10 protein-coding genes are annotated in these 16,497 nt (G+C 67.2%); all 10 read left to right on the top strand.

Annotated features, from left to right (window positions below):
• Positions 1-9: 9 nt before the first annotated feature.
• Positions 10-3,636 (top strand): DUF4132 domain-containing protein, encoded by a 3,627-nt coding sequence (locus tag ABD768_RS29570; RefSeq protein ID WP_344846118.1) that lies wholly within the window; start codon positions 10-12, stop codon positions 3,634-3,636.
• Positions 3,636-4,730, top strand: a complete 1,095-nt coding sequence (locus ABD768_RS29565) for an ATP-binding protein (protein WP_343965664.1) — start codon at positions 3,636-3,638, stop codon at positions 4,728-4,730. The genes ABD768_RS29570 and ABD768_RS29565 overlap by 1 nt, the downstream gene beginning before the upstream one ends.
• A 118-nt stretch (positions 4,731-4,848) precedes the next feature.
• The gene (locus tag ABD768_RS29560) at positions 4,849-7,239 is read left to right on the top strand and encodes a DUF5682 family protein (protein ID WP_344846116.1); all 2,391 of its coding nucleotides are present in this window, start codon (positions 4,849-4,851) and stop codon (positions 7,237-7,239) included.
• Entirely contained in the window at positions 7,236-8,375 is a 1,140-nt protein-coding gene (locus tag ABD768_RS29555; RefSeq protein ID WP_344846113.1) for a VWA domain-containing protein, read from the top strand. The genes ABD768_RS29560 and ABD768_RS29555 overlap by 4 nt, the downstream gene beginning before the upstream one ends.
• Positions 8,372-10,354, top strand: a complete 1,983-nt coding sequence (locus ABD768_RS29550) for a hypothetical protein (RefSeq protein ID WP_344846111.1) — start codon at positions 8,372-8,374, stop codon at positions 10,352-10,354. Before ABD768_RS29555 ends, ABD768_RS29550 begins: the two co-directional genes overlap by 4 nt.
• A 214-nt stretch (positions 10,355-10,568) precedes the next feature.
• Positions 10,569-12,404 (top strand): ABC transporter substrate-binding protein, encoded by a 1,836-nt coding sequence (locus ABD768_RS29545; RefSeq protein ID WP_344846108.1) that lies wholly within the window; start codon positions 10,569-10,571, stop codon positions 12,402-12,404.
• Positions 12,401-13,495 (top strand): ABC transporter permease, encoded by a 1,095-nt coding sequence (locus tag ABD768_RS29540; protein WP_344846106.1) that lies wholly within the window; start codon positions 12,401-12,403, stop codon positions 13,493-13,495. The genes ABD768_RS29545 and ABD768_RS29540 overlap by 4 nt, the downstream gene beginning before the upstream one ends.
• A gap of 2 nt (positions 13,496-13,497) precedes the next feature.
• Entirely contained in the window at positions 13,498-14,373 is an 876-nt protein-coding gene (locus ABD768_RS29535; protein WP_344846103.1) for an ABC transporter permease, read from the top strand.
• Entirely contained in the window at positions 14,366-15,181 is an 816-nt protein-coding gene (locus ABD768_RS29530; protein ID WP_343965650.1) for an ABC transporter ATP-binding protein, read from the top strand. Before ABD768_RS29535 ends, ABD768_RS29530 begins: the two co-directional genes overlap by 8 nt.
• A complete protein-coding gene (locus ABD768_RS29525) occupies positions 15,178-16,062 on the top strand; it encodes an ABC transporter ATP-binding protein (protein WP_344846099.1) in 885 nt (294 codons plus the stop codon). Before ABD768_RS29530 ends, ABD768_RS29525 begins: the two co-directional genes overlap by 4 nt.
• Positions 16,063-16,497: the final 435 nt, after the last annotated feature.

Here is a 16,497-nt window from a genome sequence, read left to right as displayed (position 1 = left end):
GGCTGGGGAATGAGTATGATCGGTCGGCTGCTGGGCCGTCAGGGGGATGATGCCGGCGCTGGAGTGACGGCGCAGTGGCGCGGGGCGTTGAAGGTGGTGCTGAAGCGTCTCGACGCTGGTCCGGCCGGCATCTCCGGCGCAGCTGAGAGCTACGTGCTGACCGGGGAGCCGCAGTCCGCTCTGGCGATGGTGATCGGCAGTGCCGAGGCACCTGCGGCATTCCGCCTCTGGAGCACTCGCACACAGGTGAGTGTTGAGGACGTCGACCGGCAGGTCTGGCAAGGGCTGAGAACACTGCCACCCGAGGTGCTGGTTCGCTGGGCACGGCTGATGGAGGGGGTGCAGCGGGCAGGCAACTCCAACTACTTCGCGTTCCACGCCATCGGTGGCGCGCCCCTCGCGGAGGCTCTGCTGGGATACCTGATCAGCATCGGCGGCGGCGCATCACACGCGGTTCTCGAATCCCTGCCCTTCGACCACGTGGCGGTCGAGGCAATGCTGGAGGCGGCGGGCGCGGACCCGTCGGATCTGTTGGTGGCTGCCTTCGGCCACAGTGCTCCGTGGGGCGGGAGCAGCAACAGAGACAAGGTACGACTCCTGGCCGGCTTCGGCCCCGCAGTCAACCGGCACGCCGAGTCACTACGCCCGTTCCTGGGCACTCGTGACCTCGAGCGGCAGTTGGTGGCCTTGGAGATGCTGGCGGAGGTCGGCGCGGACGACCTGCTGGTATTCAGCACAGAACTGGCGGAGCTGGCGACCTCGAGCAGTAGCCAACTCCGAGCCAAGGCCGCGCCGCTCCTGGGCAGGGTCGACGCGGTCGAGCCGTTGAAGCGCATCGCGACCGCAGGAAAACCGGACGAACGTCTGCGCGCTCTGCAGTTGCTGTGGCCTGATGCGGACCCTGCGTTGCGTGCACGGCTGCGCGAGCTGGCTGCGGCAGACCGGGCGCCCAAGGTGAGCGCGCTCCTGGATGAGTGGGGCCGGTCCAGCGCTGCTGAGGAGCAGCCGGTTGCGGCCATCGAGAAGCCGGTGATCGACTGGGCCGTGCCGTTGAGCGACGAACTGGCCGCGTCGCTCCAGGAGCAGTGGAAACTGGTGCGGAGCTGGCAGCCAGGGCACAACCAGGACAGGTCGGAGCTGCCGTCCGCCGTGGACTTGACCTCGCTGTTCGACGAGCTGCGGTCCGGCGAACGACCGACCCTCTCCCAGCCGCGGACAACGCGGTCAGGCGACCTCTTGTGGCACTCGATGCAGCATGGTGAGGGTTTCGCCTTCTCCAAGCTGGGGCCGGCCGGCGCCACCATCATGCTGAATCACTTCGGCGTCCTGCTCGACCACAGCCGATCCCTCAGCGGCCTGGCCGCCAGGGTCTACAACAGCCTCTACTCGAGGACCGGCAAGCCGAGCCTGCTGGAGGTATCGACGATCCTGGACGAGCTCGGCCTCGACGGACCGAAGCTGGTCTTCGAGAGCTACTGCAGCTCGTGGGACGGTGAGCTCGGGCGATCCTGGGCGGCCGAGGACGTCGCTCCCTTCGTCCGGTCCAACCTGAAGCTCGTCACCGACGTGATCTGCGAGCCGACCAGGTGGAACCACGACGAGGAAGCGCCGTACCGAGCGCTGGCCACGCTGCCGGAGCTGCCGCCGGCCGTTGTCGACGCGCTCGTCGCTGTTGCGCTGGGCAGCCGCAAGACCGCCCGCGAACCAGCTCAGCAGGCGCTGGCCGCAGTGCCCGGCATCAGCGAACGAGCAGCGGCCGGCCTCAAGGACGGCAAGGCAGAGATCCGGGTGGCTGCCGCGCAGTGGCTGGCCCGGCTGGCGGATCGGACGGCGGTGCCGGCGCTGGAGGCCGCGGTGCGGCGGGAGAAGAACGACGTGCCGAAAGGCGCCCTGCTGGACGCGCTGGAGAGCTTCGGGTTCGCGGTGGAGAAGTACCTCAGCCGTGAGGCGATGGCGAAGGACGCCGCGGCGACGTTGGGCAAGGGAACTCCGAAGGAGCTCACCTGGCTTCCGTGGGATTCGGTACCGGCGGTGCGCTGGGCGGACACCGGCGAGACAGTTCCGGGCGACATCCTGCGCTGGTTCGTGATCCTGGCGGTGAAGGCCAGGTCACCTGAGCCCAACGTGATCCTGCGCAAGTACTGTTCGATGCTCGATCCGGTGGACCGCGAGGTCTTCGGTCAGTATCTGCTGGAGGCGTGGCTGGCCGAGGACGTCCGGACCGCCACGCCTGAAGAGGCTCACGCGCTGGCGCTGCGGGATGCCGCCGGCCTGCATCGCCATATGACCCAGTACCCGCAGGCGTATTCGGGGCACCCGATGAACGGCATGACCCTCGAAGAGCTGGCTGAGGAGTACTACCTGGCCGGGCATCTGGGCAGACCGGCCGGGTCCGTGGCAGGCGCGAAGGGACTACTGGCACTGATCGCGGTGTGCGCGCGGGAGCGGGCCGCCGAGCCGGTGGCTCGCTATCTGAAGGAGTGGTACGGCCAGCGGGCCGCGCAGGGCAAGGCGTTGATCGCCATGCTCGGCTGGATCGATCATCCCAGCGCGACCCAGTTGATGCTGTCGATCGGTTCGCGGTTCCGGACCAAGAGCTTCCAGGAGGAGGCGGCCAAGCAGGCCCAGGCGCTGGCCGAGCGCAAGGGCTGGTCCTTGAACGAACTGGCTGACCGGACCATCCCGACGGCCGGTTTCGGCGATGACGGGGTGATCGAGCTCAGCTACGGCGAGCGGGTCTTCACCGCGGTACTGCGACCCGACGTCACCGTCGAGCTGCGCTCGCCGGAGGGCAAGAAGATCGCTTCGCTGCCGGCTGCGCGGCAATCGGAGGACCCGGAGACGGTCAAGGCGGCCAAGAAGTCCTTGACCCTGACGAAGAAGGAACTGAAGGCGATCGTTCAGCTGCAGAGCCAGCGGTTGTACGAAGCGCTCTGCACGGAACGGACCTGGCCGCTGGACGACTGGCAGACCTACCTCAATCTGCACCCGGTCGTCCGGTACCTGACCGGGCGGCTCGCGTGGGTGGCGATCGCCGACGGTGAGGTGACCGTGTTCCGGCCGTTGGACGACGGGACACTCACTGATGTCGACGACAACGAGGTCGAACCGCCCGCGGACGCGGTGATCGCGATCGCGCACGACAGTCTGCTGGACCCCGGTGTCGTCAAGGCCTGGCAGCAGCACCTCGTCGACTACGAGGTCAGCTCGTTGTTCCAGCAGTTCGGCAAGGGGACGTTCGTCTTGCCGGCGAAGGCCTCGACCGAGTTCGCCGTACCGGACTTCGAGGGCCATCTGCTCGAGTCGTTCGCCTTGCGAGGAAGAGCCGGGAAGCTCGGTTACACCCGCGGCGAGGCACAGGACGCCGGCTGGTTCTACGAGTACGAGAAGCGATTCCCGACTCTCGGGCTGACCACGGTCGTCAGCTTCACCGGCAACACCCTGCCGGAGGAGAACCGGACGGTCGCGCTGGAGTCGCTCAGCTTCACCCGGGCGGTACCGGATGGTCCGCCCGTGCGGCTGCCGCTGGGGCAGGTACCGGCCGTGTTGCTGTCCGAGGCATACAACGACCTGCGGCTGATGGCGTCGGACGGGACCGGCTTCGACCCCGACTGGAAGAAGAAGAGTGAGTACTGATGGACGCTGATCGCATCCTCCGCGCGCCGGCCGAGCTGGTGTACGCCGACGAGCTCGGCCGGCTCGCCGCGGCCGACAGACATCCGAGGCCGGCCGGATGGCGGCTGTCGCCCCGGGCCGTGCGGAGCTTCGTCCTGGGCGCCGAGGAGGCCGGCGTCCGGAAGAAGTTCTACGGCGACGACGCACTGGTCGACCGTTGTGTGGTCACATTGATGAGCAACCGCGGCCTGCTTCTGGTCGGCGAGCCCGGTACGGCGAAGTCGATGCTGTCGGAACTGCTCGCGGCGGCGATCGGCGGGAGCTCGACCTGCACCGTGCAAGGGACCTCGGGAACGACCGAGGATCAGATCACCTACTCGTGGAACTACGCGCTGCTACTCGCCGAAGGGCCCTCGCAGCGGGCTCTCGTCAAGGGGCCGATGTATCAGGCGATCGAGCAGGGGCTGGTCTGCCGGTTCGAGGAGGTCACCCGAGTGCAGCCGGAGATCCAGGACGTGCTGATCGGGTTGCTGTCGGACAAGGTGCTGCAGGTGCCGGAGCTGGCCGGTGACGAGGCGACGGTGTTCGCCGGCCACGGCTTCAACGTGCTGGCGACCGCGAACCTGCGTGATCGCGGCGTGCACGAGATGTCGAGTGCGCTGAAGCGCCGGTTCAACTTCGAGACGGTGCGGCCGATCTCGGACCGGCGGCTCGAGGCACGCCTGATCAAGGAGCAGACAGCGGCGTTGCTGGAGCGGTCCGGGGTCCAGACCCGGATGAAGGAGGACGTCGTCGAGCTGCTGGTGACGGCATTCCATGATCTGCGCGACGGAGTGACGGCGGAGGGCACCGTGGTCGAGCGGACCAGCGCGGTGATGTCCTCGGCCGAGGCGGTCGCGGTCGGCTATGCGGCCACGCTCGACGCGCACTACTTCGACGGCGGTGAGGTCGGCGGCGGCCACATCGCGCGCCAACTGATCGGAACGGTCCTGAAGGACAACCCGGACGACGGCAAGAAGCTCCGCCACTACTTCGACGTCGTCGTCAAGGAGCGCTCGCGCCACAACCCCCACTGGCGGCAGGTCCTGGGCGCCCGCCAAGAGCTGGACCGCTGACCGATCGATGAGCAACGCGAAGGCGACGGAGTTGCTGACTGCAGCGGGGGGGCCGGGTTTGGCGCGGGCAAGTGAGTTGCTGACTTCCGCAGGCGTGCGGGGGTTGGCAGGCGCGTTGGTGACGGACGATTTGGTGGTGCTGCCGGTGCGGCATCACAGTCCGGCCTGCGCGTTGGTGGTGCGGCGGGTACTGGCGGAGCAGCGGCCAAGTGTCGTGCTGGTGGAGGGGCCGCGGGCCTTCGACGAGTTGGTGCCGTTGCTCACCCATGCCGACGCGAGGATGCCGTTGGCTGTTTACAGTTACGCGCGCCGAGAGGCTGGACAGGAGCAGGACAGATGGGCCGGGTACTACCCGTTCTGCGACTATTCACCGGAGCTGGTCGCGCTCAGAGGGGCTGTGGAACAAGGGATTCCGGCCCGGTTCATCGACCTCGATCTGGCCGAACAAAGACTCGCTGAGCACCGAGCGGCCGAGCGGCCAGGTGATGAGCGGCAGCCTGAGTCGTTGCTCGACGAGCGGTACTACCGGCACAGCGCGGCGCTCCGGTTGCTGGGGGAGCGGCTGGGATGCCGCGATGACGAGGATCTCTGGGAGCTGCTGTTCGAGGCGGACGCCGGCACCACGAGCACGATCGAACACGTCGAGCGGATGGCGGCCTACTGCTCGTTGGCCCGGACGGACAGTTCGGCGGCCGAGCTGGCGGCCGACGGTACGACGGCGCGTGAAGCGGAGATGGTCTGGCACATCGGGGCGGCCCTGGCCGAGCGCAAACCCGGCGACGGCCCGGTCCTCGTTGTGCTGGGTGGGTTCCACGCGGTCGCCGTACCGGAGTTGCTCGAAGCTCCACCACCGCGACCGGAGTTCCCGGCCAAGGGCATCACCGCGGACGCCGCTCTCATCCGGTACTCGTTCCAGCGCCTCGAGCGTCTCAACGGATACGCCGCCGGCATGACCTCGCCGGCCTGGCATCAGCATCTGTGGGAGCGACTCACCGACGATCAGACCGACGACGAAGACCCGCGGACGGCTGCCCTGCTCACCGCCCTCCTCGACATCTCCCGCGATCTGCGAGTCGACCAGAAGCTCTCGCTCTCGGTCGCCTCGGTGGGAGCCGCATTCGAGCAAGCACTGCGGCTCGCCGAGTTGCGCGACCATCCAGCTCCACTGCGCAGCGACCTTCTGGACGCCGTCACCAGCTGCTTCGTCAAAGGCGACGCCGATGTCGAGGGTCTACGCATCACCGCTGCCTGCAACCGCACGCTCACCGGCGACGCGATCGGCACCCTCCCACCAGGCACTGGTACGCCACCCCTGGTCAACGACACCTTCGAGCGACTGCACCGGCAACGACTCAAGGTCGACTCGTCCATTCGCCAGACCACCAGCCTGGACATCTACCGCAGCGCGGCCCACCGCCGGACCAGCCGCCTCCTGCACGGTCTGAACCTGCTGAACGTCCCCTTCGCCACCAAGACGGCAGGCCCGGACTTCGTTCGCGGCGCGGGTCTCGGCCGCCTCCACGAGCGCTGGGACTACAGCTGGTCCCCACTGACCGAAGGCGCACTGGTCGAAGCCTCGGTTTTCGGCTCGACCCTCCCGGCGGCCGTGCTGGCGAAGTTCTCCGGCATCCTCGCGGACCATCGCGAATCCAGCCGGCGATCCGACGCCACCGCCGCGGTCGTCCTGCTCTCACACGCTTGTGTTCTCGGCCTTCACACCCTGACCCCCAGCGCCCTCGACCTGGTCCACACGACCATCGTCGAAGACGCGTCCTTCACCAACACGGCCACCGCGACGGCCCGTCTCGCCCTGCTCTGGGAAGCCCGTGAACCACTCGAAGCCCGCTTCATCGACGACCTGCCCGCGCTGCTGCGGACGGCGTACCGGCGGGTCATCTATCTCGGCCGCGAGCTGCAAGGCGGTCAGGCGGCCGAGGCGACCGAGATCGTGAAAGCCCTTGTCCAGTTGAGAGAACTCCTCGGCTCCGGTCTGGGCGCCGATCTTGACGCGGACCTCTACTGGGATCTCGTCGACCGCCTCCAGCATGAGTACGGCGTACCACTCGTCCGCGGCGCAGCGACCGGCCTGCTGTACTCCGCCGGCCGCATCGGGTCGGCACAACTGGTCGAGCAAGTCTCCGGACATCTGGCCGGCGGTGTCGCCCCGGCCGATGCGGTTGGCTTCCTCACCGGACTCCTCTCCACTGCGCGCGAAGCAGCCTGGCAAGAAGACGAGTTGCTGGCCGGCCTCGATCGCAGGCTGGCCGACTGGGACCTGCGGACGTTCGTCGCGCATCTCCCGGAGCTCCGCCTCGCCTTCGCCGAGCTGACCCCGATGGAGACCGACCGGGTCGCTTCGGCCGTCGCGCTCCTGCACGGTCGCGCCGATCTCGGCCCGATGATCAAGCGCGATGTCAGCGACCACGAGGTCCAGCGAAACCTGGAGGTCGCTGCCCAGGTGGCCATGTTGCTTGCCGGTGACGGCCTGGCCGCCTGGAGCCAAACATGAACCAGGTAGAGCGCTGGCGCCTCGTCCTCGGCCGGTACGCCGACCAGCGATTGGGCTCACCCAGAGGCGGAAGCAGCGAAGAACGGATGGACGCTGCGCTGGAGTATCTGTACGGCCGGGAGTACAGCGGCCGTGGCGTGCGTCCCGGGGACGGGGAGACCGGCGGCTCCGCGGATCGCTCCGGCGGCCTGGGCGACTCGCTCCCGACCCTCGTCGACTGGCTTGGTGAGGTCCGGGAGCTGTTCCCGCGCGAGACCGCCGAGCGGGTCGAGCAGCACGCCCTCGACCGCTACGGCCTGACCGAGCTGGTCACCGATCCGCGCGCGCTCGAACGGCTCGAACCCAACGAGCAACTCCTGAAGACCCTGCTCGCTCTGAAGGGGATGCTCAATCCCGACGTGCTGGTGATCGCCCGCCGGATCATCCAGCAGGTCGTCGACGAGCTGCGCCGCAGGCTCGAGGCCGAGGTGCGTCCTGCTCTGTCCGGCCGGCGCAGCCTGCACCGGCACTCGCCGATGAAGCTCGCCGCGAACTTCGATGCCGTCGGCACCATTCGCCGCAACCTGAAGAACTGCGATCCGGAGACCGGGAAGCTGATCCTCGAGCGGGTGCTGTTCTTCGAGCGCAACACCCGGCGGCTCCCGTGGGACATCATCGTCTGCGTCGACCAGAGCGCCAGCATGGCCGGATCGGTGATCCACAGCGCCGTGATGGCCGGAATCCTGTCCGGTCTGCCCGCGTTCCGGATCCGGCTGGTCGTCTTCGACACCGACATCGTCGACCTCACCGAGTACGCCGACGACCCGGTCGAGGTGCTGATGAGCGTGCAGCTCGGTGGCGGCACGGACATCGCCAAAGCCGTCCAGTACTGCGCCCAGCTGGTGGAGAACCCGGCCCGGACCGTGCTCGTGCTCGTCACCGACTTCTTCGAAGGCGGCTCGCCGTCGGACCTGGTCCGGACGGTCGAAGAGCTGGCCGGGGCGCGAGTCACCATGCTCGGCCTGGCCGCGCTCGACGGCGACGCGCACCCGTCGTACGACCGGGCACTGGCGCAGCGCCTCGCCCAGCACGACATGAAGATCGCCGCGCTCACCCCGGCCGAGCTGGCGAACTGGCTGGTGGAGGTGACCTCGTGAGCCTGAAGAGCGACCTGATCGCTCAACTCCGCCGGTTCGACGACGATGCCTGGGCAGCGCTTGCCAACCGGGGACTGCTCCGGCGGGCAGGCAAAGACCTCACCGCCTGCGTACCGGAGATCGTCGCGGATTCCCCGGCAGGACTGGAGATCCGGGTCGGATCAGCGCTGGTCCGTTTCGACGAACGTGGCCCGGCCTCGGCAACATGTGACTGCCCTAGCGGGCGCATCTGTCAGCACATCATCGCCGGCGGACTCTGGCTGGCCTCAACAGCCGACAGCTCGCCCGATGACGGCCTGGAGCAGGAGCTCCTGGCCATCACCGTCGAGCAGTTGACGGAGTACGCCGGCAAGGCGGGCTATCGCTGGGCCCTGCGGTACGTCGATGAGATCGAGTCCGCCGTCCGGGTGGAGCTCGGGCGCCAGGTGATCCTGACGCTGTCGAGCCCGCGAGTCACCTACCGCTACGTGGGCGGCGGGCCGGCCGGTCTCATGCCCGACACCGAGCTCGCGGCGCCGGAGAGGTTCCAGGTCGCTGTCGTGCTCGCGTATCAACGACTCGCGGGAGTAGGTCCACCGCCGGCCCCACGAGACGAACAGGCCCGTTCGTCACACCAGTTGACCGACAGCCGGGCGCGGTTGCGATCGGCGGCCACGCAACTGCTGACGGACACGGTCCGGCTCGGCATCGCGCACTCGTCGGCTTCGATCCATCAGCGGTACGAAACACTTGCTGTGTGGGCGCAGGGCGCGGAGTACCACCGGTTGGCGCGAGCACTGAGCAGGATCGCCGATCACGTGGAACTGCTGCTCGACCGATCCGCCCGCGCCGACGAGCACCGCCTGCTCGACGAGGCCGCGCTCGCGTATGCATTGGTGTGCGCGATGGAAGGATCGGAGCAGCCGCGGCTCATGGGTCAGGCGCGGGGCCGCTATGACTCGGTCCGCCGGATGGACCTGCTGGGGCTCGGAGCCTATCCATGGCGTGCCGCGTCTGGCTATCACGGGCTGACCGCGCTGTTCTGGTGGCCGGCCGAGAACCGTTTCGTGGCCTGGACCGACGCGCGGCCGGAGTCGATGCCAGGTTTCGAACCGCGCGGCCGGTACCAGGGTGTGGCGAACTGGGACGGGATGGCCTCGCCGGCCGACGCCACCGGCGCCGAGGTGCGGCTCAGCGACGCGAAGCTCAGCTCGTCGGGACGGCTGTCGGGCGCGGAGGGGACCCGGGCAGCCGTCGTACCGCTGACCGGCGAGGCGCTGGCTGCCGCTTTGCCGGTGGTGACGCGATGGGCCGACCTCGCCCGCCAACCCCGGAGCCTGCTCGACGTACCGGCGCCGTTGGAAGACTGGTTCGTACTACGCCCCGCCGTCTTCCAGCGGCCGCGCTTCGACCCGAACTCGCAGTCGCTGTCCTGGGGAATCCTCGACGAGCAAGGCGAAACGCTCACTCTCGTCCTGCCCTACACCGCCGAGAACGCGCACGCGATCAGCCGGATCGAGGCACTCACCGACGAGGACCTCGGCCCGGAAACCCTGCTGTCGGCCCAACTGCGACCGGCCCGCAACGGCCTGTCCGGCGAGCCGATGAGCCTGATCCACCCCGGCCGATCCGCTGGTATTGCGGTCGATCCACTTCACTTCGGTGTCGCGCCTGCGCAGCAGCCGGCCGGTCGCAAGGTGAGGCCGCCGGCGGACGACGTACCGGTGGAATGGTTGCCGCCCGTTCTCGAAGAGCTGCGCGGATGGCTGGTCAGGCGAGCGGAGCGGGGGACCGGTGCTGGAGCCGGGAGCGCCGTGCTCGCCGAGCTGGCGAGCCGGCACCGGGCGGCCCGGGAGGCCGGCTTCGCCATCTTCCCGGACCCGGCCACCGGCGACGCGACCGGTGCCGACCCGGCGGTGGCGATTCTGCGGTCCTGCTATCTGGTCCAGCAGGTGACGCAGATGCTGAATCAGCACAGCGCTTTCGTTGTCAGAGGTTGATATATCTACTGATCAGCGCATTCGGGTCGTCCGCTGTCGGCCACACGCAAAGTCTTGCCAACGTTGTCAACGCTACTTATAGTCCGAGAAACGTTTCCAACCGTCACAACCGCCCTGAGGCAAGTGAAACGGAGGTGGCTTCCGTCACATCGGTCCGGCCTGGGTGCCGGGTGAGGAGAGTCCGGTCAGGACTCGGATCGAAGGGAACCATCTCGTGAACGAAGCGCCGCGCCCGCAGTTCGAAGACGTCGCCGATGTCGTCCGCCACCAGCTGAGCCGACGATCCGTGATGGGAGGGGGAGCGGCGGCACTGGCCACGTTCCTGGCTGCCTGTTCCGGCGGCGGTGGCTCGTACTCCGACAAGCCCGCCGGCAACAAGCCCGCCGCGACCAAGTCGATCCAGATCGGCAAGGCGAACATCCCGGTCCCACGGGACCAGTCGGTGATCGTCGGCCAGGTCGAGTACACCGTGTTCGACAGCTTCAACGGGATGATCCCCAACGGGTCACCGGGCGGCGCCGGCGTCGAGCTGGCCACCGAGCCGTTGTTCTTCCTCAGTTTCGCCACCGGCAAGCTCACGCCGTGGCTGGCCACGGAGTACAAGTACAACGACGACCACACCGAGCTGACGCTGAAGTTCGATCCCAAGGCGCACTGGAACGACGGCCAGCCGCTGGGCGCCAACGACTTCAAGTTCACCGTGATGCTGCTGAAGGACCGTCCCGATCTGTTCGGCGGCGGTGGTGAGCTGAAGGAGTTCGTGAAGAGCGTCGAGGTCCCCGACGCCCACACCGCGGTGGTCAAGCTGCTCAAGCCGACACCGCGGCTGCACTACAACTTCATCGCGGCGATCGCCGGCGCGCCGGTCAACCTGATGCCCGAGCACATCTGGAAGTCGCAGGACCCGACCAAGTTCAAGGACAATCCGCCGGTCCGCTCCGGCCCGTACAAGCTGAAGCAGGCGATCCGGAACCAGAAGATGTTCGTCTGGGAGAAGGACCCGAACTACTGGAACAAGGACAAGCTCGACGTGAAGCCGCAGTACGCGATCTTCCAGAGCATGTCGAAGCAGGGCGACCAGGCGTCGCTGGCGTTCGAGCGGGTCGAGTTCGACGTCGGCTCGATCGACGCCCAGCACGCCAAACAGCTCGCCAACTCCGGCTACCCGAACCTGCTGACGACGCAGTTCCACGACCCGAACCCACGGGTGCTGTGGCTGAACTGCGACCCGGTCCGCGGCGTGATGGCCGAGGAGAAGATGCGCTGGGCGATCAACTACTGCCTGGACCGGGACAAGATCGGCAAGTCGGTCTGGCAGGTCGAGGTTCCGGCCGCGGTCTACCCGTGGGCCGACTATCCGACCAACGACAAGTGGAAGAACGACGAGCTGGCGAACAAGTACAAGTTCGAGTACAGCCTGGAGAAGGCGACCGCGCTGCTGGACGAGGTCTGCCCGAAGAACTCGGCCGGCAAGCGGACGTACAAGGGCAAAGAGGTCAACCTGGAGATCATCACGCCGGCCCAGGTCGACAAGGACGAGTACGCGATCGCCAACGTGCTGAAGACCGACCTGGCCAAGGTCGGCGTGCCGTGCACCCTGCGCAGCCTGTCCGGCAGCGTGCACGACGAGAAGTTCCAGCGCGGCGAGTACGACATCGACTCCAGTTGGGCGGGGTTCGCGATCGATCCCGAGCAGCTCTACACCGACTGGGAGAGCACTGACGCGCAACCGGTCGGCAAGAACGCGGCCGGCAAGAACAAGATGCGGTTCCGCGATCCGGCCTTCGACGAGATCTCCAAGAAGCTGGCCGGGATGGATCCGGACAGCGAGGAGGCGAAGCCGCTGCTCGCGCAGGCGCTGGAGATCTACTTCCAGAAGCTCCCGCTGCTGCCGGTGATCCAGACCGGCTACCCGCAGTTCTTCAACACCGCGTTCTGGACCGACTGGCCGACCGACGACAACCTGTACGAGGTGCCGCTGAACTGGTGGCCGCACTTCACCTTCGTGCTCGCCAAGATCAAGGCCACTGGGCAGAAAGGGCCGGCGTGACCGCTGAGGCGCCGCCGGTGGTCGTCGTGGACAAGCCCAGGGAATCCGCGGCCCGGACCGGGCCGCGGGCGTGGCTGTCCCGGCACCCGCTGGCGGCGTACGCGCTGCGCCGCTTCGGGCTCTACCTGATCGAGCTGTGGGGAGCGCTCACGATCGCGTTCTTCTTCTTCCGGATGATGCCCGGCGACCCGATCAACACGCTGATCCAGAGTCTGCAGCAGAACTACATCTACAACGCGCAGGCCAGCGCCGAGATCATCGCCCGGTACCAGCACGAGTTCGGCCTCGACGGGAACATCTTCTCCCAGTACCTGAAGTACATGGAGAAGCTGATCCTGCACGGCGATCTCGGCCCGTCCCTGATCAACTACCCGACGCCCGCCCAGGACGTGATCCTCCGATCGTTGCCCTGGACAATCGGTCTGCTCGGCATCTCCGCCGTACTGTCCTGGCTGATCGGCATCGTGGTCGGCGCGATCGCCGGCTGGCGGCGCGGCAAGGCCGGCTCGGCGATCATCACCAACCTGTCGATCGCGCTGGCCCATGTCCCGTTCTTCTTCGTCGCACTGATCCTGGTCTACGTCTTCGCCTACACCCTTGGCTGGCTGCCGGCGCGCTCGGCGTACGACTCCAACATCAATCCCGGCTTCTCCCTCGACTTCATCGGCAGCGTGCTCAAGTACGGGTTCTTGCCGGGTCTGTCGATCGTCGGGATCGGCGCGATGGGCTGGATCCTGTCCACCCGGATGCTGATGGTTCCGGTACTGGGCGAGGACTACCTCGTGTACGCCGAAGCGAAGGGCCTCAAGCCCTGGCGGATCCTCACCCGGTACGCCCTGCGCAACTGCTACCTGCCCCAGGTGACCGCCTTCGGTATCTCCCTGGGCTTCATCTTCAACGGCAACGTCCTGGTCGAACAGCTCTTCAACTACCCGGGCCTCGGCACCACTCTGGTGACCGCCATCCAGCAACTCGACTTCAACACCATCCTCGGCGTCACGGACATGGCGATCTTCTCCGTCCTGACCGCCGTGCTCCTGCTCGACCTCCTCCTCCCGCTGCTTGATCCGCGCGTCAAGTATTGGAAATAAAGATGAGAATCCTGCACGCGGTACTGCGAACCGTCCGCAACAGCCGGCGGCTGGCGATCGGCCTGGTGATCATCGCCGCGATGGCGTTGCTGGCGATCCTGAGCCCGCTGATCGTGAACGCGATCGGTGGCGGCAAGGACCCGGTCGAGGTGGCGGCCTACGAGAAGTGGCTGGTGCCATCGGGGGAGCACGTTCTCGGGACCGACCAGTTCGGCCGGGACGTGCTGGCGATGGTGATGAAGGCGTTGTCGGTGTCGCTGCAGATCGGCGCGATCGCCGGGGTGATCTCGACGGTCGTCGGGGTGATCGTGGCGTTCGTGGCCGGCTACAAGGGTGGCTGGATCGACAACATTCTCTCGACGTTCACCGGGATCCTGCTGGTGATCCCGACGTTCCCGCTGCTGATCGCGCTCTCGGCGTACGCGAAGAACGTGAGTCTGTTCCAGGTCGGGGTGATGATCTCGATCTTCTCCTGGCCGTTCGCGGCCAAGACCATCCGCTCCCAGGTGCTGAGCCTGCGTTCTCGTCCGTACGTCGATCTGGCCCGGGTCAGCAAGGCGAGAGATCTCGAGATCATCGGCACCGAGCTGCTGCCGAACCTGCTCCCGTTCATCGGGGTCGGCTTCGCCTCGTCGGCGCTCGGCGCGATCTTCGGGCTGGTCGGGCTGGAGGTGATCGGGCTCGGGCCCGGCGGCGTGATCGATCTCGGCCAGATCATCTTCAACGCGATCAACACCGGCGCGCTGACGCTCGGCGCCTGGCCGATGTTCGTGGTGCCGATCGTCTTGCTGACGCTGCTGTTCGCGGCGCTGAACATGATCAACATCGGCCTCGAAGAGGTCTACAACCCACGGCTGAGAGGAGTGGCCGGTGAGTGAGGAGACCGTACTGGAGGTGAAAGGCCTCGAGGTCGTCTACTCGACCAACCGCGGCGACGTGAAGGCCGTGCAGGACCTCGACCTGTCGGTCCGGCGCGGCGAGATCCTCGGGATCGCGGGGGAGTCCGGCAGCGGCAAGTCGACCCTTGCGGTCGCCCTGCTGCGACTGCTCAAACCACCGGGCAAGGTGACGGCCGGCTCGGCGATCTTCCACCGCAAGGGCGGCTCGCCGGTCGACCTGATGAAGGTCGAAGGCGAGGAGCTCCGGGTACTGCGCTGGAGCGCGCTCTCCTATCTGCCACAGGGCTCGCAGAGCTCGCTCAACCCGGTCATGCGCGTCGAGGACCAGTTCAAGGACGTCATCCTCGAGCACGCGCCCGGCCGCAAGGAAGGACTCACCGAGCTGATCGGCCGCCTGCTCGAGCAGGTCGGGCTGGAGCCACGGGTCGCCCGGATGTACCCGCACGAACTGTCCGGCGGAATGAAGCAGCGCGTGCTGATGGCGATCTGCGTCGCCCTCGAACCCGACCTGGTGATCGCCGACGAACCGACCACCGCGCTGGACGTGACGATCCAGCGGGTGATCCTGCAGAGCCTCGCCGACCTGCGCCGCGACTTCGGCGTGACGCTGATGGTGATCTCGCACGACATGGGAGTCCACGCCCAGCTGGTCGACCGGGTCGCGGTGATGTACGAAGGCCGGCTGGTCGAGGTCGGCGGCGTCCACCAGGTCTTCAAGGACCCGCAGCACGAGTACACCCGGCAGCTGATCGAGTCGATCCCGCGGCTCGGACGGAGGGCGTCATGACGACCGACAAGGTGATCGAGCTGCGCGGCGTACAGCAGCGGTTCCATGCGCGCGGTACGCCGGACGGCTACCTGACCGCGGTCGCGGACGCGAGCTTCCGGCTCGACGCGCACCCGCCGCAGGTGGTCAGCCTGGTCGGCCAGAGCGGCAGCGGGAAGAGCACGATCGCCCGCAACATCCTCGGCCTGCAGAGGCCGACCGACGGCACGATCACGTACGGCGGCAAGGACATCTTCAAGCTCAGCCGCAGCGAGTACGACGACTACCGCCGCAACGTGCAACCCGTGTTCCAGGATCCGTACTCGATCTTCAACCCGTTCTACCGGGTCGACCGGGTGCTCTGGAAAGCGGTGAAGAAGTTCTCCCTCGCCACGACCCGCGAAGCCGGCCTCGCCCTGATCGAGGAGTCGCTCCGTGCGGTCAGCCTCGACCCCGACCGGGTGCTGGGCCGCTACCCGCACCAGCTCTCCGGCGGTCAGCGGCAACGGATCATGCTGGCCCGCATCCACATGCTCCGCCCGGCCTTCGTGATCGCCGACGAGCCGGTCTCCATGCTCGACGCCCAGATCCGCAAGATGTTCCTGGACATCCTGCTCGACTTCCAGCGCGCCCACGGCATGACGACGCTGTTCATCACCCACGACCTCTCCACCGTGTACTACCTGGGCGGCCAGGTGATGGTCATCAACAAGGGCGAGATCGTCGAGCGCGGCCCGGTCACCGAGGTCATGCACACCCCGACCCACCCCTACACCCGCCTCCTGCTCGACTCCATCCCGCAACCCGACCCCGACGCCCGCTGGACCACCCGCATCACCGTCGACGAGTCCACCGCCACCCCACCCACCGACACCGCCACCGAGGCCACCCCGATCATCTAGCTGTCCGAGCCCACCACTTGCGGGCCGGGGCAAGTGGAGCGTTTGTTTGATGTCAGGACAAATGGTGGTATCGATTCCATAACCGTTCATGGCGAGAGGTTGCCGATGGCATCGGGGGCGGTTGCTTCAGGCAAGCGGATCGGGGGGAAACGATGTTTCCTCGGGGTGTGGAGGCGATTGTTTCGGGGTTTTGGAAGGTTTGGAAAAACTTGCAGGTGTGCTCATCTTGACGGGTGCGGTGAGGGCTCGGTTACCGTTTGTCACGTAGCGGTCGAGACGGTGGGGACACAGGGCGAACTGGGCGCCGGCAGTCTGTGGTCCGACTGGAGCTCCTTGGTGGGCTGTCGGCCGAGCCGACGCAGCGCCGAGTTCTTTCGGCGCTGAGCTGAATCCAACAATCCATCGAACGGGTGCGTTGTGCGCACCTGTGCCCGA

Origin of the sequence: Kribbella ginsengisoli (genome assembly GCF_039537185.1) — a bacterium.
Taxonomy (GTDB): Bacteria; Actinomycetota; Actinomycetes; order Propionibacteriales; family Kribbellaceae; genus Kribbella; species Kribbella koreensis.
The sequence above is the reverse complement of the archived record's forward strand: the minus strand, read 5'-3'. Positions and strand labels throughout refer to the sequence as shown.

Excerpts from the sequence above, each read along its gene's own strand:
- ABD768_RS29565 (WP_343965664.1), top strand. The coding sequence starts at position 3,636 with ATGGACGCTGATCGCATCCTCCGCGCGCCGGCCGAGCTGGTGTACGCC.
- ABD768_RS29525 (WP_344846099.1), top strand. The coding sequence starts at position 15,178 with ATGACGACCGACAAGGTGATCGAGCTGCGCGGCGTACAGCAGCGGTTC.
- ABD768_RS29535 (WP_344846103.1), top strand. The coding sequence starts at position 13,498 with ATGAGAATCCTGCACGCGGTACTGCGAACCGTCCGCAACAGCCGGCGG.
- ABD768_RS29570 (WP_344846118.1), top strand. The coding sequence starts at position 10 with ATGAGTATGATCGGTCGGCTGCTGGGCCGTCAGGGGGATGATGCCGGC.
- ABD768_RS29555 (WP_344846113.1), top strand. The coding sequence starts at position 7,236 with ATGAACCAGGTAGAGCGCTGGCGCCTCGTCCTCGGCCGGTACGCCGAC.